The organism is Lysobacter capsici, from assembly GCF_018732085.1.
In the GTDB taxonomy this organism is placed as follows: domain Bacteria; phylum Pseudomonadota; class Gammaproteobacteria; order Xanthomonadales; family Xanthomonadaceae; genus Lysobacter; species Lysobacter capsici_A.
Genome location: NZ_CP076103.1, coordinates 4,794,613 through 4,820,096, shown reverse-complemented (window position 1 = coordinate 4,820,096; position 25,484 = coordinate 4,794,613). Strand labels below are relative to the sequence as shown.

Annotated in this window: 19 protein-coding genes and 1 riboswitch; of the genes, 13 read left to right on the top strand and 6 right to left on the bottom strand. The window is 67.1% G+C overall.

The genetic code is table 11. The annotated features are described in order from the left end of the window. Positions 1 to 117 precede the first annotated feature (117 nt). From sucC to KME82_RS20025, 5 genes are all read left to right on the top strand, one after another. Complete coding sequence (gene sucC / locus KME82_RS20045) at positions 118 to 1,284, top strand: ADP-forming succinate--CoA ligase subunit beta (protein ID WP_036104548.1); 1,167 nt, start codon at positions 118 to 120, stop codon at positions 1,282 to 1,284. 12 nt (positions 1,285 to 1,296) lie between these two features. Beyond that, positions 1,297 to 2,172, top strand: a complete 876-nt coding sequence (sucD, locus tag KME82_RS20040) for a succinate--CoA ligase subunit alpha (protein WP_036104545.1) — start codon at positions 1,297 to 1,299, stop codon at positions 2,170 to 2,172. A gap of 141 nt (positions 2,173 to 2,313) precedes the next feature. Continuing rightward, entirely contained in the window at positions 2,314 to 2,604 is a 291-nt protein-coding gene (locus KME82_RS20035) for a ribbon-helix-helix domain-containing protein (RefSeq protein ID WP_215495572.1), read from the top strand. Then, the gene (locus tag KME82_RS20030; protein WP_215495571.1) at positions 2,601 to 2,897 is read left to right on the top strand and encodes a type II toxin-antitoxin system RelE/ParE family toxin; all 297 of its coding nucleotides are present in this window, start codon (positions 2,601 to 2,603) and stop codon (positions 2,895 to 2,897) included. The genes KME82_RS20035 and KME82_RS20030 overlap by 4 nt, the downstream gene beginning before the upstream one ends. A 24-nt stretch (positions 2,898 to 2,921) precedes the next feature. Beyond that, the gene (locus KME82_RS20025; RefSeq protein ID WP_215495570.1) at positions 2,922 to 4,577 is read left to right on the top strand and encodes an NAD+ synthase; all 1,656 of its coding nucleotides are present in this window, start codon (positions 2,922 to 2,924) and stop codon (positions 4,575 to 4,577) included. Positions 4,578 to 4,795: 218 nt separating this feature from the next. Here the strand turns inward: KME82_RS20025 and KME82_RS20020 are convergent, their stop codons facing one another. Beyond that, positions 4,796 to 5,701 carry an outer membrane protein assembly factor BamD gene (locus KME82_RS20020; RefSeq protein WP_215495569.1) on the bottom strand — a complete coding sequence of 302 codons (906 nt, stop codon included), beginning with the start codon at positions 5,699 to 5,701 and terminating at the stop codon, positions 4,796 to 4,798. Positions 5,702 to 5,880: 179 nt separating this feature from the next. Here KME82_RS20020 and rluD point away from each other — a divergent pair, with 179 nt between their 5' ends. From rluD to gloA, 6 genes are all read left to right on the top strand, one after another. Further along, a complete protein-coding gene (gene rluD, locus KME82_RS20015) occupies positions 5,881 to 6,855 on the top strand; it encodes a 23S rRNA pseudouridine(1911/1915/1917) synthase RluD (protein WP_215495568.1) in 975 nt (324 codons plus the stop codon). Continuing rightward, entirely contained in the window at positions 6,852 to 7,637 is a 786-nt protein-coding gene (gene pgeF, locus KME82_RS20010) for a peptidoglycan editing factor PgeF (RefSeq protein ID WP_215495567.1), read from the top strand. The genes rluD and pgeF overlap by 4 nt, the downstream gene beginning before the upstream one ends. After that, positions 7,637 to 8,494, top strand: coding sequence for a hypothetical protein (locus KME82_RS20005; protein ID WP_215495566.1), 858 nt, complete (start codon positions 7,637 to 7,639; stop codon positions 8,492 to 8,494). The genes pgeF and KME82_RS20005 overlap by 1 nt, the downstream gene beginning before the upstream one ends. A 12-nt stretch (positions 8,495 to 8,506) precedes the next feature. Beyond that, positions 8,507 to 9,085 carry a DUF4166 domain-containing protein gene (locus KME82_RS20000; protein ID WP_215495565.1) on the top strand — a complete coding sequence of 193 codons (579 nt, stop codon included), beginning with the start codon at positions 8,507 to 8,509 and terminating at the stop codon, positions 9,083 to 9,085. Positions 9,086 to 9,723: 638 nt separating this feature from the next. After that, positions 9,724 to 11,331, top strand: a complete 1,608-nt coding sequence (locus tag KME82_RS19995; RefSeq protein ID WP_215495564.1) for a hypothetical protein — start codon at positions 9,724 to 9,726, stop codon at positions 11,329 to 11,331. Positions 11,332 to 11,386: 55 nt separating this feature from the next. Then, a complete protein-coding gene (gene gloA, locus KME82_RS19990) occupies positions 11,387 to 11,917 on the top strand; it encodes a lactoylglutathione lyase (RefSeq protein WP_215495563.1) in 531 nt (176 codons plus the stop codon). 106 nt (positions 11,918 to 12,023) lie between these two features. Here gloA and KME82_RS19985 read toward each other — a convergent pair whose 3' ends face one another. After that, positions 12,024 to 13,370: an OmpA family protein gene (locus KME82_RS19985; protein WP_215495562.1), complete on the bottom strand. Its 1,347-nt coding sequence runs from the start codon at positions 13,368 to 13,370 to the stop codon at positions 12,024 to 12,026. A 432-nt stretch (positions 13,371 to 13,802) separates the two neighbouring features. Here KME82_RS19985 and clpB point away from each other — a divergent pair, with 432 nt between their 5' ends. Then, positions 13,803 to 16,388 carry an ATP-dependent chaperone ClpB gene (gene clpB / locus KME82_RS19980; protein ID WP_215495561.1) on the top strand — a complete coding sequence of 862 codons (2,586 nt, stop codon included), beginning with the start codon at positions 13,803 to 13,805 and terminating at the stop codon, positions 16,386 to 16,388. A gap of 90 nt (positions 16,389 to 16,478) precedes the next feature. On the opposite strand, the gene KME82_RS19975 is transcribed toward clpB, so the two are convergent. The 4 genes from KME82_RS19975 to KME82_RS19960 form a co-directional block, all read right to left on the bottom strand. Further along, entirely contained in the window at positions 16,479 to 16,886 is a 408-nt protein-coding gene (locus KME82_RS19975; RefSeq protein ID WP_215495560.1) for a hypothetical protein, read from the bottom strand. 82 nt (positions 16,887 to 16,968) lie between these two features. Further along, positions 16,969 to 19,011 carry an amidohydrolase family protein gene (locus KME82_RS19970; protein ID WP_215495559.1) on the bottom strand — a complete coding sequence of 681 codons (2,043 nt, stop codon included), beginning with the start codon at positions 19,009 to 19,011 and terminating at the stop codon, positions 16,969 to 16,971. Between the two features lie 171 nt (positions 19,012 to 19,182). Then, positions 19,183 to 21,564: a TonB-dependent receptor plug domain-containing protein gene (locus KME82_RS19965; RefSeq protein ID WP_215495558.1), complete on the bottom strand. Its 2,382-nt coding sequence runs from the start codon at positions 21,562 to 21,564 to the stop codon at positions 19,183 to 19,185. A 711-nt stretch (positions 21,565 to 22,275) separates the two neighbouring features. After that, the gene (locus tag KME82_RS19960) at positions 22,276 to 23,031 is read right to left on the bottom strand and encodes an SDR family oxidoreductase (RefSeq protein ID WP_215495557.1); all 756 of its coding nucleotides are present in this window, start codon (positions 23,029 to 23,031) and stop codon (positions 22,276 to 22,278) included. A gap of 143 nt (positions 23,032 to 23,174) precedes the next feature. Continuing rightward, a riboswitch (cobalamin riboswitch) is annotated at positions 23,175 to 23,435 on the top strand. Between the two features lie 152 nt (positions 23,436 to 23,587). Here KME82_RS19960 and btuB point away from each other — a divergent pair. Continuing rightward, complete coding sequence (gene btuB / locus KME82_RS19955; protein ID WP_215499146.1) at positions 23,588 to 25,477, top strand: TonB-dependent vitamin B12 receptor; 1,890 nt, start codon at positions 23,588 to 23,590, stop codon at positions 25,475 to 25,477. Positions 25,478 to 25,484: the final 7 nt, after the last annotated feature.

Genomic DNA, 25,484 nt, shown 5'->3' with positions numbered 1-25,484 from the left:
CCGCAGGCCGGGTTTTGCTCGGCTCGCCGCGATCGGCGACAATGCGGCCCCCTCGCACGTCCGCCGGCCCTGGGCCGGTCCTACGCGCGGGACGTCTTTCACTCCCCTCGGTGACGCATGAATTTTCACGAATATCAGGCAAAGCAGCTGTTTGCCGACTACGGCATCGCAGTGCCGGCCGGGCGCGTTGCGCGCACTCCCGACGAAGCCGTCGCGGCCGCCAAGGCCATCCCCGGCGATCTTTGGGTGGTCAAGGCCCAGATCCACGCCGGTGGCCGCGGCAAGGCCGGCGGCGTCAAGCTGGCGAAGAACTTCGATGAAGTGAAGCAGTACGCCAAGGCCATGCTCGGCACCAAGATGGAGACCTACCAGTCGGCCGGCGTGGCGCTGCCGATCGATACGGTGCTGATCTCCGAAGGCACCGACATCGCCAAGGAACTGTACCTGTCGGTGCTGGTCGACCGTTCGACCAAGTCGGTCACCTTCATCGCCTCGGCCGAAGGCGGCGTGGAGATCGAGAAGGTCGCCGAGGAAACCCCGGACGCGATCAAGACCATCCACGTCAACTACGTGCAGGGCCTGCAGGCCTACCAGTGCCGCGAGCTCGCCTTCGACCTGGGCCTCAACGCCAAGCAGGCCGGCCAGCTGACCAAGATCATGCTGGGCCTGTACAAGCTGTTCAACGAGAAGGACCTGGCGCTGGTCGAGCTCAACCCGCTCGCCATCCTCACCAACGGCGACCTCGCGGTCCTCGACGGCAAGGTCAACAGCGACGACAACGCGACCTTCCGCCACGCCGATCTGGCCGCGATGCGCGACATCCGCCAGGAAGACGAGACCGAGGTGCTGGCCAGCCAGTACGACCTCAACTACGTCACCATGGACGGCAACATCGGCTGCATGGTCAACGGCGCCGGCCTGGCGATGGCGACCATGGACGTGATCCAGCTGGAAGGCGGCTCGCCGGCCAACTTCCTCGACGTCGGCGGCGGCGCCACCAAGGAGCGCGTGACCGAAGCGTTCAAGCTGATCCTCAGCTCGGACAAGGTCAAGGCGATCTTCGTCAACATCTTCGGCGGCATCGTCCGCTGCGACATGATCGCCGAGGGCATCATCGCCGCGGTCAAGGAAGTCGACGTCAAGGTGCCGGTGATCGTGCGCCTGGAAGGCACCAACGTGGAAGCCGGCAAGGAACTGCTGAAGAATTCGGGTCTGGCCATCACCCCGGCCGACAACATCAACGACGGCGCCAAGAAGGCGGTTGCTGCCGTCGCTGGCAAGTAAGGGGTTAATGACATGTCCGTATTGATCAACAAGAACACCAAAGTCATCGTCCAGGGCTTCACCGGCTCGCAGGGCTCCTTCCACGCCGAACAGATGCTCGACTACGGCACCAAGGTCGTCGGCGGCGTGACCCCGGGCAAGGGCGGCACCCAGCACCTCGGCCTGCCGGTGTTCAACACCGTGCGCGACGCGGTTGAGGAAACCGGCGCCGACGCGTCGGTGATCTACGTGCCGCCGCCGTTCGCGGCCGACGCGATCCTGGAAGCGGCCGACGCCGGCATCAAGGTCATCGTGTGCATCACCGAAGGCATTCCGGTGCTGGACATGCTGCGGGTCAAGAACACCCTCAACGGCTACGAGGACGTGGTCCTGGTCGGTCCGAACTGCCCCGGCGTGATCACGCCCGGCGAGTGCAAGATCGGCATCATGCCGGGTCACATCCACATGCCGGGCAAGATCGGTATCGTCTCGCGTTCGGGCACGCTGACCTATGAAGCGGTCAAGCAGACCACCGACGTGGGCCTGGGCCAGTCGACCTGCATCGGCATCGGCGGCGATCCGATCAACGGCACCAACTTCATCGACGCGCTGAAGTGGTTCCAGGACGATCCGCAGACCGAAGGCATCATCATGGTCGGCGAGATCGGCGGTTCGGCCGAGGAAGAAGCGGCCGAATTCATCAGCCAGTACGTGACCAAGCCCGTCGTCGGCTTCATCGCCGGCGCCTCGGCGCCGAAGGGCAAGCGCATGGGCCACGCCGGTGCGATCGCCTCGGGCGGCCAGGGCACGGCCGAAGGCAAGTTCGCGGCGATGGAGAAGGCCGGCGTCACCACGGTGAAGTCGCCGGGCGATCTGGGCGCGGCTATTGCGAAGCGGTTGGCGAAGTAAGCCGGCGCCAAGCGGCGCTATCGCGAAAAAGCCGCCTTCGGGCGGCTTTTTCGTTTGCCCGGCTGGTCGGCCTCGGGGCGGATGAATGTAGCACTTGTGTGCTACATTGATCGCGTCGCATCCAGACAGTCGAGGACGCTCATGTCCACCACCACGATCCGGCTCACCGAAGAGCTCAAAGCCCGCATCGCCCGCGTCGCCGAGCGCAACGGCACCACGCCGCATGGCTTCATCCTCGGCGCCCTGGAAGAAAAGGTCGACGAAGCCGAGCGCCGCCGCGGTTTTATCGACGAGGCCGAGCACCGTTGGCAAGGCTTCCTCAACGACGGGCAGGTGTACGCCTGGGAGGACATGCGTGACTATCTCGCTCGCCGAGCCCGGGGCGAAAGTCCGGCGCTGCCCGCCAAGAAGACCTTCGGACATGAGCCATGACGCGAGTCGTCCTGCTGCCGGGATTGGCGGAGGATTTGACGCGCATCGTCGACCACCTGGACCGGCACGAAGCCGCGCGGCGCCAGGAACGCGTCGACGGCATCCTCCACGCCATGGACGTGTTGGCCGATAATCCGATGATCGCACGCGCGCTCGCGGACGATCTGCGCGAGCTGATCGTCGGACGCGATGCGCGCGGATACGTGGCGCTGTATCGATATCTCAGCGAGTTCGGCACCGTTTTCGTCATCGCCATCCGCGCCCAACGCGAGGCCGGTTACACCCACGACTGAATAGTCGTTTTCGAGAATTACCGCATGTCGAAGCAGCTCCGCATCGCCCTGGCCCAGTTCGACTTCCCCGTCGGCGCGGTCGAAAAAAACGCCGAGCGGATCGCGGCGATGATCGTGCAGGCGCGCGACGAACACGGCGCCGACGTGGTGCTGTTTCCCGAGCTGGCGGTCAGCGGCTATCCGCCCGAGGACCTGCTGCTGCGGCCGAGCTTTCTCGCCGATTGCGAAGCCGCGCTGCTGCGCATCGCCGCAAGCGCGCGCGGCATCGTCGCGGTGGTCGGTTGGCCGCAGGCGGCCGGCGCGGTGGTCTACAACGCCGCCAGCGTGTTGCGCGACGGTCGGGTCGAAACCACCTACCGCAAGCGTGAACTGCCGAACTACGCGGTGTTCGACGAGCGCCGTTACTTCGACGTCGATTCCGACGGCGAGGCTTGCGTGTTCGAGGTCAAGGGCCGCGGGTCCGACGAAAGCGTCAGCGTCGGCGTGGTGATCTGCGAGGACCTGTGGTTCGCCGAGCCGCTGGCCGCGACCGCGAACGCCGGCGCGCGCCTGGTGCTGGTGCCCAACGCCTCGCCGTTCGAGCGCGACAAGCACGCCCAGCGCGACGCCCTGCTGGAAACGCGGGTGCGCGAGACGGGCGTCGCCCTGGCCTATCTCAACGTCGTCGGCGGCCAGGACGCGCTGGTGTTCGATGGCGCTTCGGTGCTCGCCGACGGCGACGGCAACGTGCATCCGGCCGCGACCGCGTTCGAGGATCACTGGCTGGTCGCCGACTACCACGACGACACCCGCAGCTTCACCCATGTGTCGTGGCCGAGCGAAGTGGACGAGGGCCGCGACGCGCTGGCGTGGCGCGCGATCGTGCGCGGCACCCGCGATTACTGCCGCAAGAACGGCTTCGAAAAAGTCTGGCTGGGCTTGTCGGGCGGCATCGACTCGTCCCTGGTCATGGCCGTCGCGGTCGATGCGCTCGGCCCGGACAACGTGATCGCGGTGCGCATGCCCTCGCGCTACACCGCCGACCTGTCCAACGACCTCGCCGCCGAGCAATGCGCGACCCAGGGCGTGCGATTGATCGCATTGCCGATCGAAAAACCGTTCCAGGGCTACCTCGACACCCTGGCCGAAGCCTTCGCCGGCAAGGCGGTCGACGTGACCGAGGAGAACCTGCAGTCGCGTACCCGCGGCGCGCTGCTGATGGCGATGAGCAACAAGTTCGGCGGCCTGCTGCTGACCACCGGCAACAAGAGCGAGTACGCGGTCGGCTACGCGACCATCTACGGCGACATGTGCGGCGGTTATGCGCCGATCAAGGACCTGTACAAGACCGAGGTGTTCGCGCTCGCGCGTTGGCGCAACGCGATCGCCGGCGCGCCGATCATTCCGTGGGCGGTGATCGAGCGGCCGCCGTCGGCGGAATTGCGCGACAACCAGAAGGACCAGGATTCGCTGCCGCCGTACGACGTGCTCGACGCGATCTTGTTGCGCCATGTCGATCAGGAGCAGTCGCGCGACGAAATCGTCGCCGCCGGTTTCGACCCGGCGACGGTGGACCGGGTGCTGCGGCTGGTGCGGATCAGCGAGTGGAAGCGGCACCAGGCCGCGCCGGGGCCGAAGGTGTCGCATCGCGCGTTCGGGCGCGAGCGGCGGTATCCGATCACCAACGGCTATTCGGCCTGACGTCCTGATCCGTATCGTCCTGTAGGAGCGGCGCGAGCCGCGACCGCGACATCACAGTTACGCCGCAAGCGCGATGTCGCGGTCGCGGCTTGTGACCGAAGGAAATCCCCGTGGGACGCCGCTCCTGCAGGGGGCGGCCGCATCTGCGTCGCGACCGGCAGCAATAAAAAACGCCGCCCTGGGGCGGCGTTTTTTGTTCTGCGATCCGAACCGGGCGCTTACTGCTGCTTGCGCTTGGCTTCTTCCTTGTCGCGGTTGTCCACCGCCGACTTCTCGCCCGCGAACGGGTTGAGCTTGCGCAGGTTGCTCGGGTAGTCCGGCCAGTCGTTGCCCGACAGCGCCGGATGACTGGGGTCGTTCTGCTGCAGCACGCGCTTGGCGTCGGCGGCCAGGGTGGCGTTGCCGAGGCCTTCGTAGGCCTTGAGCAGCACCGCGACCGCGTCGTTCTGGTAGCGGCTCTGCGGATAGGTTTCCAGCAGGTACTTGGCGCGGTCGGCGGCGGCCACGTTGGCGGTGCGGCGCAGGTAATACAGCGAGGCATCGAGCTCGTGGCGGGCGAAGGTGTCGCGCAGCACCAGCATGCGCTTGCGCGCGTCCTCGGCGTAGCGGCTGTTCGGGTAGCGCTCGACCACGATCAGGAAATCGTTGTACGCCTGCATCGGCGTGGCCAGATCGCGGCGGCTGACGTCCAGGCGCCAGACCTTCTGCAGGAACACCGTGTCGCGGCTGGAGTTCACCAACCCGCGCAGGTAGTACAGATAGGCGATGTTGCGGTGGGTCGGGTAGGTGCGGATGAAACGGTCGATGCTGCTGACCGCGTCGTCGTGCTTGCCCGACTTGTACTGGGCGTAGGCCGTCTCGATCAGCGACTGCTCGGTGTACGGGCCGTACGGGTACTGCGCCACCAGGCGCTTGAAGCTGGTCTCGGCCGAGGACCAGTTGCCGTTGGTCATGGCCTTGTGGGCCTTCTCGTAGATGGCCTCGACCGGCTGGCCTTCGTCCGCATCCTTGTCCTTCTTGAACATCTTGCCGACGCTTTTGCAGCCGGTAGTGGCGACGGCGGCGATCAGCAGCAGGCAAAACAGGCGAACGAAACGGCTGGACGGGGCGGAACGTACGGTCATGGCAGGCATCAACGGGCGCCGGAGGCACGAAGAGCCGATAATAGCAGTCCGCGGGTCGGCCCCCTTAACCGATCCCGTACTTCCTTGTGCCGGCCGCCGCGTTCGCGACCGGCCGCCGCGATCCCGCTCCCCCAGGCCCCAGGCCCGGCTCACGCCGAAGACCCAATCGACCCGACCCGATGACCTCACCCCGCCAGACCCTGATCGCCACCGTTCCCGACAGCGCCGCCGGGCGCCGTTTCGATGCGGTGCTCGCCGAGCTGTTCCCCGACTATTCGCGCTCGCGGCTGGCGGCCTGGATCAAATCCGGCGACGCCCGCCTGAACGGCCAGCAGGTGCGCCCGCGCGATCCGGTCCAGGGCGGCGAGGCGGTCGAACTCAACATCGTGCTCGACACCCAGACCCACGCGGTCGCCGAAGACATCGCCCTGGACATCCTGTACGAGGACAGCGAGGTGATCGTGCTCGACAAGCCGGCCGGCCTGGTCGTCCACCCCGGCGCCGGCAATCCGGCCGGCACCCTGGTCAATGCATTGCTGCACTACGACCCGGGCCTGTCGGCGCTGCCGCGCGCCGGCATCGTCCATCGCCTCGACAAGGACACCTCCGGCGCGATGGTGGTGGCGCGGACCCTGCCGGCGCATACCTCGCTGGTCGAACAACTGTCGGCGCGCGACGTGCATCGCCAGTACCTGGCGGTGGTGGTCGGCGCGCTGGTCTCCGGCGGCACCGCCAACGCCGCGATCGACCGCCACCCGCGCGACCGCCTGCGCATGGGCGTGCGCGAGGACGGCAAGGACGCGGTCACCCATTACCGGCTGCGCGAACGCTTCCGCGCCCACACCTTGCTGGAGTGCCGCCTGGAAACCGGCCGCACCCACCAGATCCGCGTCCACATGCAGCACCTCAAGCACCCGATCGTCGGCGACCCGCTGTACGGCGGCCCGCTCAAGCTGCCCAAGGGCGCGACCGAGGGCCTGGTCGAAACCTTGCGCGGCTTCAAGCGCCAGGCCCTGCACGCCGAAACCCTGGAATTCAAGCATCCCGCCAGCGGCGAGCCGATCCGCTGCACCGCGCCGGTCCCGGCCGATCTGCAGCAACTGATCGCCGAACTGCGCGCCGACACCCGCGCGGCGGTCGAGGCGGGGCGGTGACGGCAGGCGACACCGACGCGCCGTGGATCGCCGCGGCCTGGCCGCTGACCACCGTGCGCGGCTTCACCACCGTGCGCGGCGGGGCCGGCGTGTCGCAGCCGCCGTTCGACCGTTTCAACCTGGGCACGCGCTACGGCAGCGACCGCGACGATCCGCTCGCGGTCGCGCGCAATCGCGAACTGCTGATAGACCGAGCGCAGTTGCCGTCGCCCCCGCATTGGCTGCATCAGGTGCATGGCGCGGGCGTGTTGCGCTTCGACGCGCCGCGCACGAGCGCAACGACCCTCGCCGAGGAACCGCAGGCCGACGCCGCGGTGAGCTCGACCCGCGGCAGCGTGCTCGCGATCCTCACCGCCGATTGCCTGCCGGTGCTGTTCGCCGCCGCCGACGGCAGCGAAATCGGCGCCGCGCATGCGGGCTGGCGCGGGCTCGCCGACGGCGTGCTCGAGGTCACGGTCGCGGCGATGCGCACCGCGCCGGCGCGCGTGCATGCCTGGCTCGGTCCCGCCGCCGGGCCGCAACGCTACGAAATCGGCGCGGAGGTGCGCGATGCGTTCCTCGCTCGCGATGCCGAGGCCGACGCGGCCTTTGTCGCCACCCGCCCGGGGCATTGGCGGGTCGATCTGTACGCGCTGGCGCGCAGGCGTCTGGCGCAGGCCGGCCTGGCCGCCGATCATGTGCATGGCGGCGGCCTGTGCACGATCGGCGAGCCCGACCGCTTCTATTCCCACCGCCGCGACCGTCGAACCGGCCGCATGGCGACTCTCATATGGATGACCTGATGCGAAACCCAGCCCATCGGACGGCGCTGTCCGCGTTGTTGATCTGCACCTCACTGTTCTTTACGGCCGCGGCCGCGGCTGAAGATTGCCAGACGCGCATTCCGGCCTTGCTGCAAGCCGCGTATCCCGACGCCACCAGCGAAACCGGCGACGGCAGCGAGCTGCTGCGCCTGAGCGGCACGCCCACGCGCTGGATCAACCCCGATGAGGTGGTCTGCAAGGTCTGGCCGGCTTCGCCCGACAAGACCCTGCTCGCGGTGAAGTTGCAGCACGCCATCGACATGGACCAGGGTGTGGACGAGGCCGACCTCGATCTGTTGATCGCCGACAGCGCGCGCGATCGCATCGTGCAGCGCCATCGCCAGGACGGCGTGCTGTCCTCCGATGCGATCCGGGTGTCCTCGTTCGCGTTCGACACCGCGCGCTATCGCCTCGACGACAAGACCACCGCGTTCGGCCTGCGCATCCACCGCAGCGGCAACTCGCGGGCCAATCCTTATGAGGACGATACCCTGCGTCTGTACGTCAGCGACTCGACCGGCTTGCGGCCGGTGCTGCGCAATCTGGTCATGATGCGCAACCAGGGCGAGTGGGATACCCGATGCGCCGGCGAGTTCACCGACACCCGGCGCACGCTCGCGATGGACGCCAAGCGCGACAACGGCTATGCCGGGCTGTTGCTCAACACTGTGGCGCACACCACCCGCAACGTCGCCAAGGGCAGCGAGGATTGCGATGAAGTCGACGGCGGCACCGACAAATCCAGCGTGCGGCTGCGCTACGACGGTCGCGAATACGCAGTGCCCAAGGACCTGCGCGGCTTCGAAGACGACTACATCGGCAACAGCGGCGGCTGAGCGACGGCGCGGATGAGCGGTATCGCCCGCGCGCGTTCGCTATCGGAGCAGGCGTCCGGCGTCGACGCCCGCAGCTTGTACCAACGCATCCTCGGCGCCGATTTCGAGCGCCTGCCGGCGAGTCTGCGCGAGCTGCATGCCCGCGGCGGCGCGCAGCGGTATGCCGGCGAAGCCGAGGCCTCGCGCGGCACCGGCAGCCTGTCGCGGCTGTGCGGCTGGATCGCGGGCCTGCCGCCCGCGCATGCCGGCGCGATCGAAGTCGAGATCGATGCCGATCGCGACGGCGAAACCTGGATGCGCCGCTTCGGCCACGGCGCCATGCGTTCGCGCCTGCGCGAGCGCGGCGGCCTGATCCAGGAACGGCTCGGCCCGATGGCGTTCGCGTTCGCCCTGGAACCGGTCGACGACGGGCTGGTCTGGCGGCTGCGCAGCGTGCGCGCGCTGGGCGTGGCGCTGCCGTTGCGTTGGTTCGACGGCATGCACGCGCGCGAGTTCGAACACGATGGGCGCTATCGGTTCGACGTGCGCGCGGCCTTGCCGGGGATCGGTTTGCTGGTGCATTACCGCGGCTGGCTGGCGATCGGCGACTGAGGGGCGGGTGGCGTGGTCCGGGCCGACGCCGACCTGCGCGAATTTCGCGCCGCTGTGTTTCCGCGGACAGGGTGCGCGGCGGGCGCGTGGCGTTCTATGCTGCGGGCGTGGTCGGGCAGGGCGAAATCCCCGGATTTTCAGGGGAATCGCTGGGGCGAGACGGGTTGGTGCGCGGCGTGGATGAGGGTGGCGTGGTGAGTCGTGGTGTCGCGGTCGCGGCTTGCGCCGCTCCTACGGGGGGCAACGTAGCTTCGATCAGGCCCTGTAGGAGCGGCGCAAGCCGCGACCGCGACACCACAACTACGACCGACCTCGCTGCAACCGATCTTCCAACCCTGACCGCGCATTTCGATTCCGCACCGCACCCCCGCGTCCATTCGCAATCCGCCCCAAGCACCACCCTCCCGCAAACGGACCGCGGGTGCATCGGCAAGGAAGCGCCCATTCCGCATCGCGCATCCGAGTACCGCCCATGAGTGCCATCGGCTCGTTCCCTTCAGCGTTCAACCCCGGCATTGCGGCTGCGCTGCCGCCGGTTCGCTCGTTTCTTCGCAAGCCGTCGGCTGCTGGCGCGATGGTGGACGGGGGACGCGGCCGGTGAACGTCGATGCCATGATTCGTAACGGGGGACGCGGCTGGTGAACGTCGACACCAAGACTCTGCGGCGCTCGTGGTTCGTCTCTGGCGACCTCAATGGCTTCTTCGGCCTGGTCGTCGACAACCTGTCGATCCTGGGCTTCATCTCGGCCGCGTTGATCGGCATCTTCGGTTTCCCGGCCGAGGTGATCTACACGCGGATGTTCCCCGGCACCGCGTTCGGCGTGCTGGTCGGCAATCTGATCTACACGGTGATGGCGCGACGACTGGCCGCGAAAACCGGTCGCGACGATGTCACCGCGATGCCGCTGGGCCTGGACGCGCCGACCAGCATCGGCATGGCGCTGCTGGTGCTCGGCCCGGCCTTCGTCGGTTTCAAGCAGGCCGGCATGGACGAACAGGCCGCGGCGACCGCGACCTGGCAACTCGGCATGGCCTCGCTGATCGTGATGGGCCTGCTCAAGTTCGTGCTGTCGTTCGCCGGCGACACGGTGACCCGGCTGATTCCGCGCGCGGGCCTGCTCGGCTCGATCGCCGGCGTGGCGCTGGTGCTGATGGGCTTTCTGCCGCTGATCGAAACCCTGCGCTCGCCGATGGTCGGGTTCATGACCCTGGGGCTGTTGCTGTATGTGTTGATCGCGAAAGGCCGGCTGCCGATCAAGTTGCCGGGCGTGTTCGTCGCGTTCGTGTTCGGCACGGTGTTGTTCTACGGCTTCGGCGCACTCGGCCTGGGCGCGCCGGGTTTTACCTTTCCGGCCGCGCAACCGCTGCATTTCGTCCTGCCGCTGCCGACGCTCGGCTTCATTGATGGCCTGCCGTACACCGTGCCCTACCTGCCGCTGCTGCTGCCGTTCGGCCTGCTCATGGTGGTCGGCGGCATCAACGTCAGCGAAAGCGCGCGCGCGGCCGGCGACGATTACCGCACCCGCGACATTTTGCTGGCCGAGGCGTTCTCGACCTTGGTCGCCGGTTTCGTCGGCGGCGTCGCCCAGACCACGCCCTACATCGGCCAGCCCGCGTACAAGCACATGGGCGCGCGCAGCGGCTACACCTTGTTGACCGGTTTGTTCATCGGCCTGGGCGGCATGCTCGGCATCGTCTCGGGGCTGGTGCAGTGGCTGCCGCTGGCGGTGCTCGCGCCGATCATCGTCTACGTCGCGCTCGACATCACCACCCAGGCGTTCCAGGCCACGCCGAGCAAGCACGCCACCGCGATGGTGTTCGGCTTCTTGCCGTCGGTGGCGTACATGCTCGCGATCAAGACCGGCAACCCCGGCTGGATCGCGCCGGAGCATCATGCCCAGCTGATGAGCGCGCTCGACGGCCACGGCCTGCCGGAGTTGGCGGTGATCGTGACCCTGGGCAACGGCTTCATCATGACCTCGATGATCTGGACCTCGGCGGTCGCGGCGATGGTCGACGGCCGCCTGCGCCGCGCCGCGGCGTTCCTGCTCGCGGGCGCGGGCCTGAGCCTGTTCGGCATCATCCATTCGGTCGACCCGCGCGGCGGCGTGTATCTGCCGTGGGCGCTGGAAGGCCTGCAGCGGGTGATCGCCTGGCAGTTCATCGGCGCCTACGTCGGCCTGGCGGTGTTGCTGATCGTGCTGTCGTTGCAGCGCGATCCGGTCGCGCCGTCGGCTCAAGCTTGAGACGGCGGCCTTTCGACCCTAGATCGTGGATTCCCCTTTCGAACCGGCCCACGCCATGTCCCTGCAATCCGAACTCGACGCCGTGCCCGGCGTGACCGCGCAAACCGAAGCGGCGACCCGCGATTTCGTGTTCAACCACACCATGCTGCGGATCAAGGACCCGAAAGTCTCGCTGGATTTCTACACCCGCGTGCTCGGCTTCACCCTGGTGCGCAAGCGCGATTTCGCCGAGGCGAAATTCAGCCTGTACTTCCTGGTGCTGGTGAACGACCCCGCGCAGATTCCCGCCGAAGAACCCGCGCGCGGCGTGTGGCTGCTGAGCCAGCGCGGCGTGCTTGAACTGACCCACAACCACGGCACCGAAGACGACGCCGATTTCGCCTATCACCACGGCAACAGCGAACCGCGCGGCTTCGGCCACATCTGCGTATCGGTGCCTGACGTCGAGGCGGCCTGCGCGCGCTTCGAACAACTCGGCGTCGCATTCCAGAAGAAGCTCACCGACGGGCGCATGAAGGACATCGCCTTCATCAAGGACCCGGATGGGTACTGGGTCGAGATTCTGCAGCCGACTTCGCGGGTTTGATCCGCGAGCAGGCTCCGTTATCGTGAAAGAGACAAGCCGGCGCAAGCCGGCTTGTCGGTTTGGGACGAGTGATTCGGCGTGCGGCCTCAAAGCCGCATAGGACGACTCACTTCAACACCGTGAAATGCATGCGCCGGTTCTTGGCCTTGCCCTCCTCGCTGGCGTTGTCGGCGATCGGCTGATCCTGGCCGTAGCCCTTGCCGACCAGTCCGTCGCGGGCGACGCCGAGTTCGGCGAGCCTGGCGATCACCGCGTCGGCGCGCTGCTGGCTCAAGGTGAGGTTGGCCGCGGCGTCGCCGGTGTTGTCGGTGTGGCCGCCGACCTCGATGCGGATGCCGGCCGGCGCGGCCTTGATCGCCTTGGCCGCGTGGTCGAGGGTCTCCAGGCTGTCGCGGGTGATGGTGGCCGAGCCGCTGTCGAAGTAGACGTTCATCAGGTTGAGCGCCCCGACCAGATCGTCGCCGCTGAAGCCGGGCTTCAACCCGCTCAGCGCCGCGGCGGCGCGATCCCACAGGCCGCTGATCTGGAAGCCGCCGAATGCCTTGCGCAACTGCTCGCTGACCGCGATGCGTTGATCCTCGGGCAGGCCGGAGGTGTCGATGCTGAGCGTGTCGCCGTCGAAACCGAACTTCAGGCCGCTGGCCTTGAGCTGCGGCAGCAAGCCGATCAGCTTGTCCATCCAGCCGGCCGGCAGCGTCGCGGGATCGACGCGGATGTCGCCGCCGAGATTGGCTTCGCCGAACGCAGCCTTGAGCGCGTCCCACAGCTTGAGCTTGTCGGCGTCGCTGGCGACCTGGCCGTTGACCGTGACCTTGCCGTCGACGTTGCTCAGATCGAAGCGCGCATTGGCTTGCGCGACCGGCGCGGCCGACGCCGCCGGCTCGCTGGGCGCGGTCATCGCCGGTGTCGGTGCCGGTGCGGTGGCGTCGTCCTTCCCGCAACTGCGCATCAGCACAAACCCGGCGAGCAACAGCAGCAGCGGAACCAGCCATAGCAGCCAGCCCGGGCGGCGTTCGGCCTTGCGCGCACTGGTCGGCGCGACGTGGTGCGCGCGCGGCGCGGGGGCGCCGTTGATCAGCGCCAGGACCTCGGCCGGCGCCGTCGACGGCTCGCCGTCGCGGGTCAGCAGGCCGATCAGCTTGGGCAACAAGGTGGCGCCGGCCAGGCTGATCGAGACCTTGGGCACGCCGAGCTTGGCGGCCATCGAGGCCAGGGCCTCGTCGCCGACCGCGGCGCTGAACTGGTCGGGTTGCAGAACGTTGTCGACGACATGCGCGCCGATCCAGGAGCGAAACAGATCGCCCAGGCCGGCCTGGGTGAAACGCGAACGCAGGCCGGAGAATCCGCCCTGGGCCGGATCGAAGATCAGGCCCAGCAACAGGCCGATGAAGCGTTCGGCCTTATCGCCCAGGTTGAATCGCTCCGCGGCGTCGCGGATGAGTGAATTAAACATTGAAACCCCCGTTTTTGTGCCTTGAAAGAGCCGTTTTGCACGAGCTTCCGGCCTGTGCGAATCCAGCAAAACACGCGGTTCGGGGCGGGTTGTTAATCAGCGGGTAACAAAATAATCGTGTCCGTATTGAATATGCCGGGACTGGGTAAATAGCGTGATAAATGGACACGCGGATTCGGCCTGGCGCGCGCATTCGCGGTGAGTTTCAACCTCGCCCCGCACAAGGCCTAGGCGACCGCCTCGTGGATCGCGGACGACGCTCGTCGCTGCTGGCCGGGCCAGCGCCGCCCGGATCGCGACGGCTGAAGCCATCCTCGTCTCCAGTCTCGCCAAGTCTTGAAACACCCGCCACAGCCCGCATTAACAGGTCATTCGCGGCCGTCGCGCGACACTCGCGACCGCCGGCCGCCACACCTTTTCGGAGAACCCTCCATGCGGATGGACAAGCTCACCTCGCGCTTCCAACAGGCCCTGTCGGACGCGCAATCGTTGGCGGTCGGGCGCGACCACAGCGTCATCGAACCGGCGCACCTGCTGACCGCCTTGCTCGACCAGGCCGGCGGCAGCACCAAGCCGCTGCTCAGCCAGGCCGGCGTCAACGTGCCGCTGCTGCGCGAGCGCCTGGGCGAAGCGCTGGAAAAGCTGCCCAAGGTCTCGGGCCAGGCCGGCAACATCTCGGTCGGCAACGATCTGGCGCGGCTGCTCAACGTCACCGACAAACTCGCCCAGCAACGCGGCGATGCCTTCATCGCCAGCGAATTGTTCCTGCTCGCCGCGCTCGATGACGGCGGCGACGCCGGCCGCGCGCTCAAGGCCGCCGGCGCGAGCAAGGCCAAGCTCGAACCGGCCATCGACAAACTGCGCGGAGGCGAGAGCGTGCAATCGGAAAACGCCGAGGAACAGCGGCAGGCGCTGGAAAAATACTGCATCGACCTGACCGCGCGCGCCGAGTCGGGCAAGCTCGACCCGGTGGTCGGCCGCGACGAGGAAATCCGCCGCACCATCCAGGTGCTGCAGCGCCGGACCAAGAACAACCCGGTGTTGATCGGCGAACCCGGCGTGGGCAAGACCGCGATCGTCGAAGGCCTGGCCCAGCGCATCATCAACAACGAAGTGCCCGAGGGCCTGCGCGGCAAGCGCGTGCTCTCGCTCGACATGGGCGCGCTGATCGCCGGCGCCAAGTTCCGCGGCGAGTTCGAGGAGCGCCTCAAGGCCGTGCTCAGCGACCTGTCCAAGAACGAAGGCCAGGTGATCTTGTTCATCGACGAACTGCACACCATGGTGGGCGCCGGCAAGGCCGAGGGCGCGATGGACGCCGGCAACATGCTCAAGCCCGCGCTCGCGCGCGGCGAGCTGCATTGCATCGGCGCGACCACGCTCGACGAGTACCGCAAGTACGTCGAAAAAGACGCCGCGCTGGAGCGCCGCTTCCAGAAGGTGTTCGTCGGCGAGCCGACGGTGGAGGACACCATTGCGATCCTGCGCGGCCTCAAGGAGCGCTACGCGGTGCATCACGGCGTGGAGATCACCGACCCGGCGATCGTCGCCGCGGCGACCTTATCGCATCGCTACATCGCCGATCGCCAACTGCCCGACAAGGCCATCGACCTGATGGACGAAGCGGCTTCGCGCATCCGCATGGAGATCGACTCCAAGCCGGAGGAACTCGACCGCAAGGAACGCCGCCTGATCCAGCTCAAGATCCAGCGCGAGGCGCTGAAGAAGGAGAAGGACGCCGAATCCAAACAGCGCCTGGCCGATCTGGAAGCCGAGATCGCCACGCTGGAGCGCGAGTTCAACGATCTGGAAGAAATCTGGAAGGCCGAGAAGGCGACCTTGCAGGGCGCGACCAAGATCAAGGAACAGATCGAACAGGCCAAGCTCGACCTGGAAGCCGCGCAGCGCACGCAGGATTTCGCGCGCATGAGCGAAATCCAGTACGGCCGACTGCCCGAACTGGAAAAGCAGCTCAAGGCCGCGCAGGAAGTCGAGACCAAGGGCTTCAAGCTGCTGCAGGACAAGGTCACTGCCGAGGAAATCGCCGAAGTGGTCGCGCGCTGGACCGGCATCCCGGTGTCGAAGATGCTCGAAGGCGAGCGCGACAAGTTGCTGAAGATGGAGCAGGCGCTGCACGCGCGCGTGGTCGGCCAGGACGAGGCGGTGCGGGTGGTGTCCGATGCGGTGCGGCGTTCGCGCGCGGGCCTGTCCGATCCCAATCGCCCGAGCGGCTCGTTCCTGTTCCTCGGCCCGACCGGCGTGGGCAAGACCGAACTGTGCAAGGCGCTGGCCGAATTCCTGTTCGACTCGGCCGACGCGATGATCCGCATCGACATGAGCGAGTTCATGGAGAAGCACGCGGTCAGCCGTCTGGTCGGCGCGCCTCCGGGTTATGTCGGTTACGAGGAAGGCGGTTATCTGACCGAAGCGGTGCGTCGCCGTCCGTACAGCGTGATCCTGCTCGACGAAGTCGAGAAGGCGCATCCGGACGTGTTCAACATCCTGCTGCAGGTGCTCGACGACGGCCGCCTGACCGACGGGCAGGGCCGCACGGTCGATTTCCGCAACACCGTGATCGTGATGACCTCGAACCTGGGGTCACAGATGATCCAGGAATTGAATTCCGACGATACGCCCGAGAGCTACACCCAGATGAAGGCCGCGGTGATGGGCGTGGTGCAGGCGCACTTCCGCCCGGAGTTCATCAACCGCCTCGACGACATCGTGGTGTTCCATCCGCTCGACAAGAGCCAGATCCGCGAGATCGCCAAGATCCAGCTGCACGGTCTGGAGAAGCGTCTGGGCGAGCGCGGCCTGAAGCTGGCGTTGTCGGAGGCCGGTTTGAACCTGATCGGCAACGTCGGCTTCGACCCGGTCTACGGCGCGCGTCCGCTCAAGCGCGCGGTACAGCAGCAACTGGAAAATCCGCTGGCGCAGAAGATATTGTCCGGCGAATTCGTCAGCGGCGACACGATCCAGGTCGAGGCCGAAGCGGGGCATCTGGTGTTCCGCAAGGCCTGACCGTCGGGCACCGCGTATGCGATCGAACGGCCCGCCCTTGCGGGCCGTTCTGTTTTCCCGGCATCTCGTGCGTTCGCACCGCAGTGCGGCTCAAGTGGGGTGGGCGTCCGGCGACTGCGGCGGAAACCAGATCTGCGGGCAGTAGTCGGCGGTCACGTCGAAGAAGCCCACCCGGTGCTTGTCGGCGAGCGCACGCACCGTCGAATACGCCGCGTCGGCGACCGGCCAGCGGAAAGCGATGTAGAGGATCGAGTAGCCGAAGGCGTATTCCGCGATCCTCAAGTCGCCTTCGTCCAGACCGCTGGAATCGATCGCGCGCAGGTTCGGGAACTCATGCAGCATGTCGAAATACACTGCGGCCAGCGACGCACACGTCGTCGCCGGATCGCGGTAGTCGTGCGGTTCGGGCCATTGCACCTGGGCCCGGTACCAGCGCAGGAACTCCAGCCGGTCCCTGGGCGCGACGCCGGGATCGAAAACCATCAAGTCGTAGCTCATCGCGCCGTCCCGATCCGTCGTGGCTTGAATGCAGGATGTGCGATCGCGATCGCGATCGCGAACGAACTCGCGACCGCGCCGCTCAGTCGGCCGCCGCCTTGCGCGGCTCGATCCCCAGCGCCCTTTCGATCTGTCCCGGATCGTAGCGCTTGCCGCCCTTGAACACCGCGTCGACCTTGCGGATGTCCTCCATGTCGCGGATCGGGTCGCCGTCGATCAACACCAGGTCGGCGAGCTTGCCCGGCGCGATCACGCCGCGGTCCTTGTCCACGCCGAGCACCTGCGACGGCGTCAGCGTCGCCATGCGCAACACTTCGGCGTTGGGAATGCCGGCGCGCGAATAGATCGCCAGTTCCGAATGCAGCATGTACCCGGCCAGCGCGTCGGTGCCGGGCATGATGGTCACGCCGGCGTCGTACAGCGCCTTGAGCAGCCGCATCATCGCCGGGAACGATTGCGCGTAGGCATGCTCCTCGCCCTTGGGCGCCTTCAACGCGCCCCAGCTGAGGTTGCGCTGCGCCTGCGGCGGCAGGCGCGCGGCCACCGTCTTCAATCCGGGCGGAACTTTGTCGGCCGGGTTGCCGGCGAACAGATCCTCTCCAATGCCCATGGTCGGATCGAGCACGGTGTGGTGGCGCTTGAGGAATTCGATGAACTCGCGCACCTCGGGTTTTTCCGGCGGGAATTCGGCGGCGTGCGCGGCGACTTCGGTCAGCCGCTTCATGGTGTGAGTCTCTTGCACGCGCGGGTACATAAAGTTGAGTTCGACGAACAGCAGGTGCTGCAACTCGTCGGCGCCGCCTTCGATGAACTGCCGCGCCGACATGTAGGCCGGCACGTGGCCGCTGTAACGCAGGCCGCGCGCGTGGGCGCGGTCGGCGATCACCGGCACGAGTTCGGGTTTGAGCGAGGAATAGCTCTTGATCTGCATGTAGCCGTGGTCGGCGTACCAGTCCACCGCCTTGATCGCCTCGGCCGGCGTGGCGACCAGCATCTTGGTCGGGCCGGCGTAGGGGCCGGGGCCGTCGATGAAACCGGCATACAGCACGCGTGGGCCGATCTCGGTGCCGGCGTCGAAGCGCTTGACCTTCTCCAGGAACGCGTCGGTGTTGTTGGCCACGTCGCGCGCGCTGGTGATGCCGTTGGCGATGTCGAGCGCGCCGTCGGCGTCGGAGTAGTGCTTGTGCACGTCCCACAGGCCCGGCATCAGGAAACGGTTGCCGGCGTCGAACACTTCGGCATCGGCCGGGGCCTTGATCGCGCTGTCGGACGCCACCCGCACGATGCGTTCGTTCTCGATCAGCACGCTGGTGTTAGGCGTCACCGACAGGTCGCGCGGGTCGTACAGGCGCGCGTTGCGGATCAGCAGCGGGCCCTTGGGCGTGTGCGCGAGGTCGCGCGCGAGCTTGAGCGACCACTGCGCCGCGGCGCGTTCCTGGAATTCGATCAGCTTCGGCAAGGCATCCAGGTACTCCGGCGCGATCACTGAGACCCAGCCCGAGGCCATGATCAAGGCGGCGGTATTGCCCTGTGCATCCAGCCACACCGAGCCGGGGGTGTAGTCCAGGCCGCTGATGCGGTACAGCGACAAGGTCGCCGGGCCATTCTTGGTCGTGGCCTCGAAGGTGCCGGCGGCTTCCAGCCGCGCCTCGCCCGCCGGCAGCAGCGCCAGGGTATGGCCGGGCGCCTTGAGCAAGGCGCGCGCGAGCACGCCCTGCATTTCCGGCGGCGCGTTGAGCGGCAGGTAGAACGCCGGCGCGCTCAGGGTTTTCTCGCCGTTCTCGCTGTCGTTCTTCCAGCTCGCCTTGCCGTTCTTCAGGCTGAAACGCTCATGCACCGGCACCTGCAGATAATTGTTGCCTTCGGCATTGAATTCGACCGGCACGCCGGCCGCGTCCAGGCTCCAGCGGGTCTTGGTGTGATCGCCGCGGCCGCGGTCCTTGAACTGGTACTCGACCCGGGTGCTGCCGTCTGCGGCGGTGTCGACGGTCTGTCCGCCGGCCGGCTTGCCCTGCATCAGCACGGTCTGTTGTTGCTTGCCGGCGGGTGCGGCGATCGCATTGGAAATGCCCAGGGACAACAACAACGGGACGAGCGACAGCAACAGCGGGGCGGTCGGGCGCATGGAGACCTCGTGGCTTTGCCTGCGGATCGGAATGGGACGCGCGCGACGGGTGCCGCGCCGGTCCTCGTGTATAGCCGATCCGCGCCGCCGCGGGATGTGCCGGTGTGGACATAAGCAAACGGCCCGGGATCGCCGGGCCGTTTGTTCAAGCGCGAACGTTCGTTCGGTGGCTCACCACTTGTAGCCGATCTTGAAGTAGCCGAACGCGCCGTTGAAGCCGAACGGCGAGGCGGTGTTGTACGGCAGGTAGTTGCGGGTGCCGCGCACCAGCTTGGATTCGTCCGGGTATTCGTTGAGCACGTTGTCGCCGCCGAGGGTGAATTCCCAGTTGTTCAGGCGATAGCTCGCGGCCAGGTCGAGCGTCCACTTGGCGCTGAAGGTCTGGTCCTGCAGCGGGTCGGTCGCGTGCAGTTCGGTGAATTCGCCGTAGCGCGTCGCGGTGGCGTTGAAGCCCCAGTTGCCGGTCTTCCAGTCGCCGGCGAGGAAGAACTTGTCCTTCGGCGCGCCCTTGGTGATGCGGCCGATCTCGGTGCGGCCGATGCGCACCGCGTTGGGATCGATCGCCGCCAGTCGCGCCGGGTTCGGCGCGATCTTGTCGATCTCGGTCTTGGAATAGTTGTAGCCCAGGGTGAGGTTGAGCTTGCCCGAACTCAGGTCCCACGCCTGCGTCGCCACCACATCGATACCCTGCGTATCGGTATCCACGGCATTGGTGAAATAGCGCCCGCCGCCGATGCCCGGATAGCCGTTGGCCTGCAGGTAATTGCGCACCGCGGCGCTGGTCAGGTTTTCCGACAGCAAGATGCGGTCCTCGACTTCGATCTTGTACGCGTCGACGGTGATGTACAGGCCGTCGGCCGGCTGCAGCACCAGGCCGAGGCTGTAGTTGGTCGATTCCTCGGCCTTGAGCGCTTCCGAGCCCAACGCGACCGCGGCCGGGTTGTCGACCCGGAAGGTGCCGATTTCATACGGCACGCCGCTGATGAAGTTGGTCGCGATCGACTGGAAGAACTGCTGCTGCAGCGACGGCGCGCGGAAACCAGTGGAGGCGGTGGCGCGCAGCGCGACCTTGTCGGTGAAGGCGTAGCGCGCCGACAGCTTGCCCGAGGTGGTGTCGCCGAAATCGCTGTAGCTTTCGAAGCGCGCGGCCACGCCGGCGGAGAACTTCTCGGTCAGGTCGGCTTCGGCGTCGAGATACAGCGAATAGCTGTGGCGATCGAAGTCGCCGGCGTCGCTGGCGCGGAATCCGGAGAACACCTGCGCGCCCGGAATGATCTGGCCGTTGGATGCCGGCACGCCGCCGTTGGCGTACGACAGCGGCTCGCCGGCGCGTTCGGAGAACTCTTCGCCGCGCCACTCCGCGCCCCAGGCGAAGGTCACCGGGTATTGCCAGCCGAAGTCGACCGACTTGGTGAAGTCCAGGTTGAGCACGTGCTGGGTGACTTCCAGCGCGCCGGCGTAGAAGTTGGTCGGCGAGGTCGGGCCGAGGCTGCGGTTGAGGGTGTTTTCGATGTCGAAGGTCAGGCCGTTATGGCCGTAGTTGTAGCTCAGGTCGATCTGGGTGCCGCCGGCGGTTTCGCTGCGCAGGCCGACCACCGCGGCGCGGTCCTTGCTGATGTTGTGGATCTGCGGCAGGAAGCCGCCCGGATAGATCGACGGGATGTTGCGCGGGTCGGCGGCGAAGCGGAAATAGCCGTTGGAGAGCACGTCGCGTTTGCTGTAGCTGCCGAACGAGTAAAACGTGAGGTAATCGGTCGGGCGGTATTCGCCGTTGTACGAGATCGCGCCCTGGTCGATCTCGGGATCGCCGTAACGCTGTTCGACCACGCCCTGGAACGGACGCGCGCGGTTGGTCTGGTCCTGATGGCCGCCCTGCGCGGCCAGATGCAGCTTGCCGTTTTCGCCGAGCTTGAAACCGGCGTCGCCGGACAGCTGGTACTGCTCGCCGTCGCCGGCGCTGTACTGGCCGTAGCGCGCGGCGAGGCTGCCGCCCGAATCGCTGCCCTTGAGCACGATGTTGACCACGCCGGCGATCGCGTCGGAGCCGTACTGGGCCGAGGCGCCGTCGCGCAGCACTTCCACCCGTTCGATCGAGGCGATCGGGATCGCGTTGAGGTCGACCGGCGAGGAGCCGCGGCCCTGGCTGCCGTTGAGGTTGATCAGCGCGGTGGTGTGGCGGCGCTTGCCGTTGACCAGCACCAGCACCTGATCGGGCGCGAGGCCGCGCAGCTGCGCCGGACGCACCGCGTCGGTGCCGTCGGTGATCGCCGGGCGCGGGAAGTTCAGCGAGGGCAGGGCGCGGGCCAGCGCGCTGGCCAGTTCGACCGTGCCGGTGGCTTCCAGGGTTTCGGGCGTGATGATGTCGATCGGCGCGGTGGACTCGGCCACGGTGCGGTCCGACACGCGGGTGCCCGTGACGATGACCTGGTCGAGGGTCTTGGGATCGCTGCGCGGAGCGGGGTCCTGGGCCTGGACGACTGACGCGGACAGGGCGAGCAGCAGGCCGAGGGCCAGGGGGTGGCGCGGACCGGCTGGGGTACGGCGGACGGGCATGACGACTCCTTGCAGGGGGATGACAGCGATGTCATCGGGTTTAACACGGTTCTAACAAGTCGGTCAATAAAGCGGCCAGGATCCGGCTAACGCAAGTAGCCAAAAGGTGCTAGGCGTCTTGGAATCGGGAATCGGGAATCGGGAATCGGGAATCGGGAATCGGGAGTCGGGAGTCGGGAGTCGGGAGTCGTAAGAGCAAAAGCGATTGCGCTTCTGCTTTTGCTCGTCATTCCCGCGAACGCGGGAATCCAGTGACTTGAACGCAGGCCCGGGGCGCGACGTCGTAGCCGATGTTTCGTCAAAGTCACTGGATTCCCGCGTTCGCGGGAATGAGGGCAGGAGAGGATGCGGATATCTGGCCGATCATCGCGTCGTCGCCTTTACGACTCCCGACTCACGACCACCGACCATCGACCATCGATCTGCTTTTGCTCGTCATTCCCGCGAAGGCGGGGATCCAGTGACTTGAACGCAGGCCCGGGGTGCGACGTCGTAGCCGATGTCCCGTCAAAGTCACTGGATCCCCGCCTTCGCGGGAATGACGGTAGGAGAGGATGCGGATATCTGGCCGATCATCGCGTCGTCGCCTTTACGACTCCCGATTCCCAATTCCCGACTCCCAGCTCCCAGCTCCACAAATAAAAAACGCCGGGCCGCAAAACACGCGAACCCGGCGTCCGGAAGAAGGAGCGCGGCGCGCGGCCGCGACGGTCAGCTGATCAGCGCGCCGCCGTCGACATCGATCACCGTGCCGGTGACGAAGGCGTTGTCGATCGCGAACAGATAGGCCGAGGCGATTTCGTCGGCGCTGCCGACCCGGCCGACCGGCAGACGGTCGCCGACCCGCGCCAGCATCGCCATGCGCGCCATCGGCTCCAGGCCGTTGTAGCTGTCGCTGTCGGTCAGGCCGGGGCTGACCGCGTTGACCCGCAGCGGCGCCAGTTCGCGCGCCAGTACCTTGACGCTGGCTTCCAGCGCGGCGTTGATCAGGGTGCGGCCTAGCGCGCCCGGAGTGGCCTTGCGCGCGACGATGCCGGTGGTCAGGGTCACACTGCCGTGGCGGCTCAGATAGGGCAGGGCCAGCTGCACCGCCTGGATCGAGCCCCACAGCTTGCGTTCGAACGCAAGCCGCACCTCGTCCAGGTCCAGCTCGGCCAGGCGCAGGCCCGGCGAGGGCGCGCTGGCGGTGATGACGAGGTGGTCGATCTGGCCGGCGTGCTCGAACAGGCGGCGCAGGCTGTCGGTGTCTTCGAGCAGGGCCTGATGGGTCTCGATGGTCGACTTGGCCAGCGGCCGCAGGCTCTGCGCGGTGTCCTCCAGGCTCGGCAGGTGGCCGCAGGCGAGCATCAGCTCGCCGCGGCGGCGCGACAAACGTGCCGATACCGCACGGCCGATGTTCGACTGCGCACCGATCACGAGACTGCGGACGATCGGCGCGGGGCTCAGGCGGACATTGGCTGCGCTCATGGCGTGGCTCGGTTTACGGAGAATGTGCCTATCCTGCGCAACAGCCGGAACTGGATGAATCAGACGCGTCCGAAATGTGCCGGCAACTTCCCAAATGAACACGGCGGCGCCCATACCGTGGCGTTTGTGTGGGACGCCGCTGCTAAGATGCCCGCGCTCAAGGTGATCGCCGGCACGGTTCGGCGATTGAAACGGGAATCCGGTCGCGTCGCTGTCGTTCGTCAGCGCGTTCAAGCCGGAGCTGCCCCCGCAACGGTAGGCGAGTAGACGCAGCGCAATCGGCCACTGTGTTTCGACACGGGAAGGCGCGCTACGGAAGAGGCGGCATCGCTCGGTCCAGCAACGACCGCGCCGGCCGCGCTTCGCTCGCAAGCCCGGAGACCGGCCCGGAGCGCGAACCGACAGGCGGAGGGCCGGTCTCGGGCGTCGTGCGTCCGCGCGCGCCTGCGTTGCATCCCCCGCGTGTCACGACCCTGTCTGGACCGCGCGGGTGAGGCGCGGCCGTGGAGACCTGCCAGTGACTTTGCGTACCCGTTCCTTTTCGTGCCCGCGGCGTGTGCCGTCGCGGGCGTCCACGCTGCGTGCGCATATCTTGACCGCCAGCGTGCGCCTGACCCTGAGCGCCATCGCGCTGCCCGCATTCGCCGCGCCGGCCGCGGTCGATCTGGACCAGTTGGTGGTGACCGCCACCCGCACCGCGCAGACCCAGGACGCGACCCTGGCGGCGGTGACCGTGATCGATCGCGATGAGATCGAACGGCGCCAGCCGTCCTCGCTGCCCGAACTGCTGCGCGGCACCCCGGGCGCGTCGCTGGCCAACAACGGCGGCGCCGGCAAATCGACCTCGCTGTTCCTGCGCGGCACCGAATCGGACCACGTGCTGGTGCTGATCGACGGCATCAAGATCGGTTCGGCGACCAGCGGCGGCGCTTCGTTGCAGGACATTCCGGTCGAACAGATCGAGCGCATCGAAATCGTGCGCGGGCCGTTCTCCAGCCTGTACGGCTCCGAGGCGATCGGCGGGGTGATCCAGATTTTCACCCGTCGCCCGCAAGGCCCGTTCGCGCCGAGTTTCGGCGTATCGATCGGCAGCAACGCGACCCATCGCGCGAGCGCCGGCGTGGCCGGCAAGGGCGAGCGCGGCTGGTATTCGATCAACGCCGCGCACGAAGACACCGACGGCATCAATGCCTGCCGCGGCAAGCCCTCGCCGGGCGGCGCGGGCTGTTTCACCAACTCGCCCGATCGCGACGGCTATCGCAACAGCTCGTTGACCGCTCAGGGCGGTTATCGCTTCAACGACCAGTGGGACGCCGAGGCGCGCGTGTTCCGCGCCGAAGGCAACAACCACTACGACGGCAGCCAGAACAACGAGGCCGACAACGTCCAACAAGTGGCCGGCGCCAAGCTGCGCTACCAGCCCAGCGAGCGGATCACCCTGACCGCCAACGCCGGCCACAGCGCCGATCTGAGCGACACCTACAAGAACGGCAAGTATTCGAGCACCTTCGACACGCGTCGCCAATTGGGCTCGGTGCAGGGCGATTTCGGTATCGGCTCAGGACTGTTGAGCACGGGTTTCGATTGGCAGCGCGACGAAGTCGAAAGCAATACGGCGTATGCGCGCGACCATCGCATCCTGCGCGGCGCGTTCGCCCAATGGCAGCGCAGCTTCGGCGCGCACGCCGTGCAGGCCAGCCTGCGTCGCGACGACGACAGCCAGTTCGGCGGGAAAACCACCGGCAGCGCGCTGTGGGGCTGGGACCTGAGCGAATCGCTGCGGCTGACCGCGAGCTACGGCACCGCGTTCAAGGCGCCGACCTTCAACGAACTGTATTACCCCGGCTACGGCAATCCGCTGGTGCAACCGGAAACCTCGCGCAGCGTCGAAATCGGCCTGCGCGGTACTTACGGCGCGCAGCGCCAGCACGTGTGGTCGCTCAATGCGTTCCAGACCCGGATCGACGACCTGATCGCCTACGACGCCTCGATCGGCGCGCCGGGCAATGTCGATCGCGCGCGCATCCGCGGCCTGGAAGCGGTGCTCGATACCCGCCTGGCGCAGTGGGACCTGCGCGCCAGCGCGACCTGGCTGGACCCGCGCAACGACAGCCCCAACGCCTATCGCGACAACTACCTGCCGCGGCGCGCTCGGCAGAGCGCGCGCATCGACGCCGATCGCCGTTTCGAACTGGGCGCGGCCTCGTCCTGGTCGCTCGGCGCCAGCGTCTACGCCGCCGGCGAGCGTTACGACGAGTTGGCCAATACCCGCCGCCTGGGCGGCTACGCCTTGACCGATCTGCGCCTGGGCTATGCCTTCGACGCGGCCTGGAGCCTGCAACTGTCGGCCAACAACGTGTTCGATCGCCGTTATGAAACCGCGGCCTTCTACAATCAACCCGGTCGCAACTATCTGTTGAGTCTGCGTTACCGCCCCTCCCGCTGACGGATCA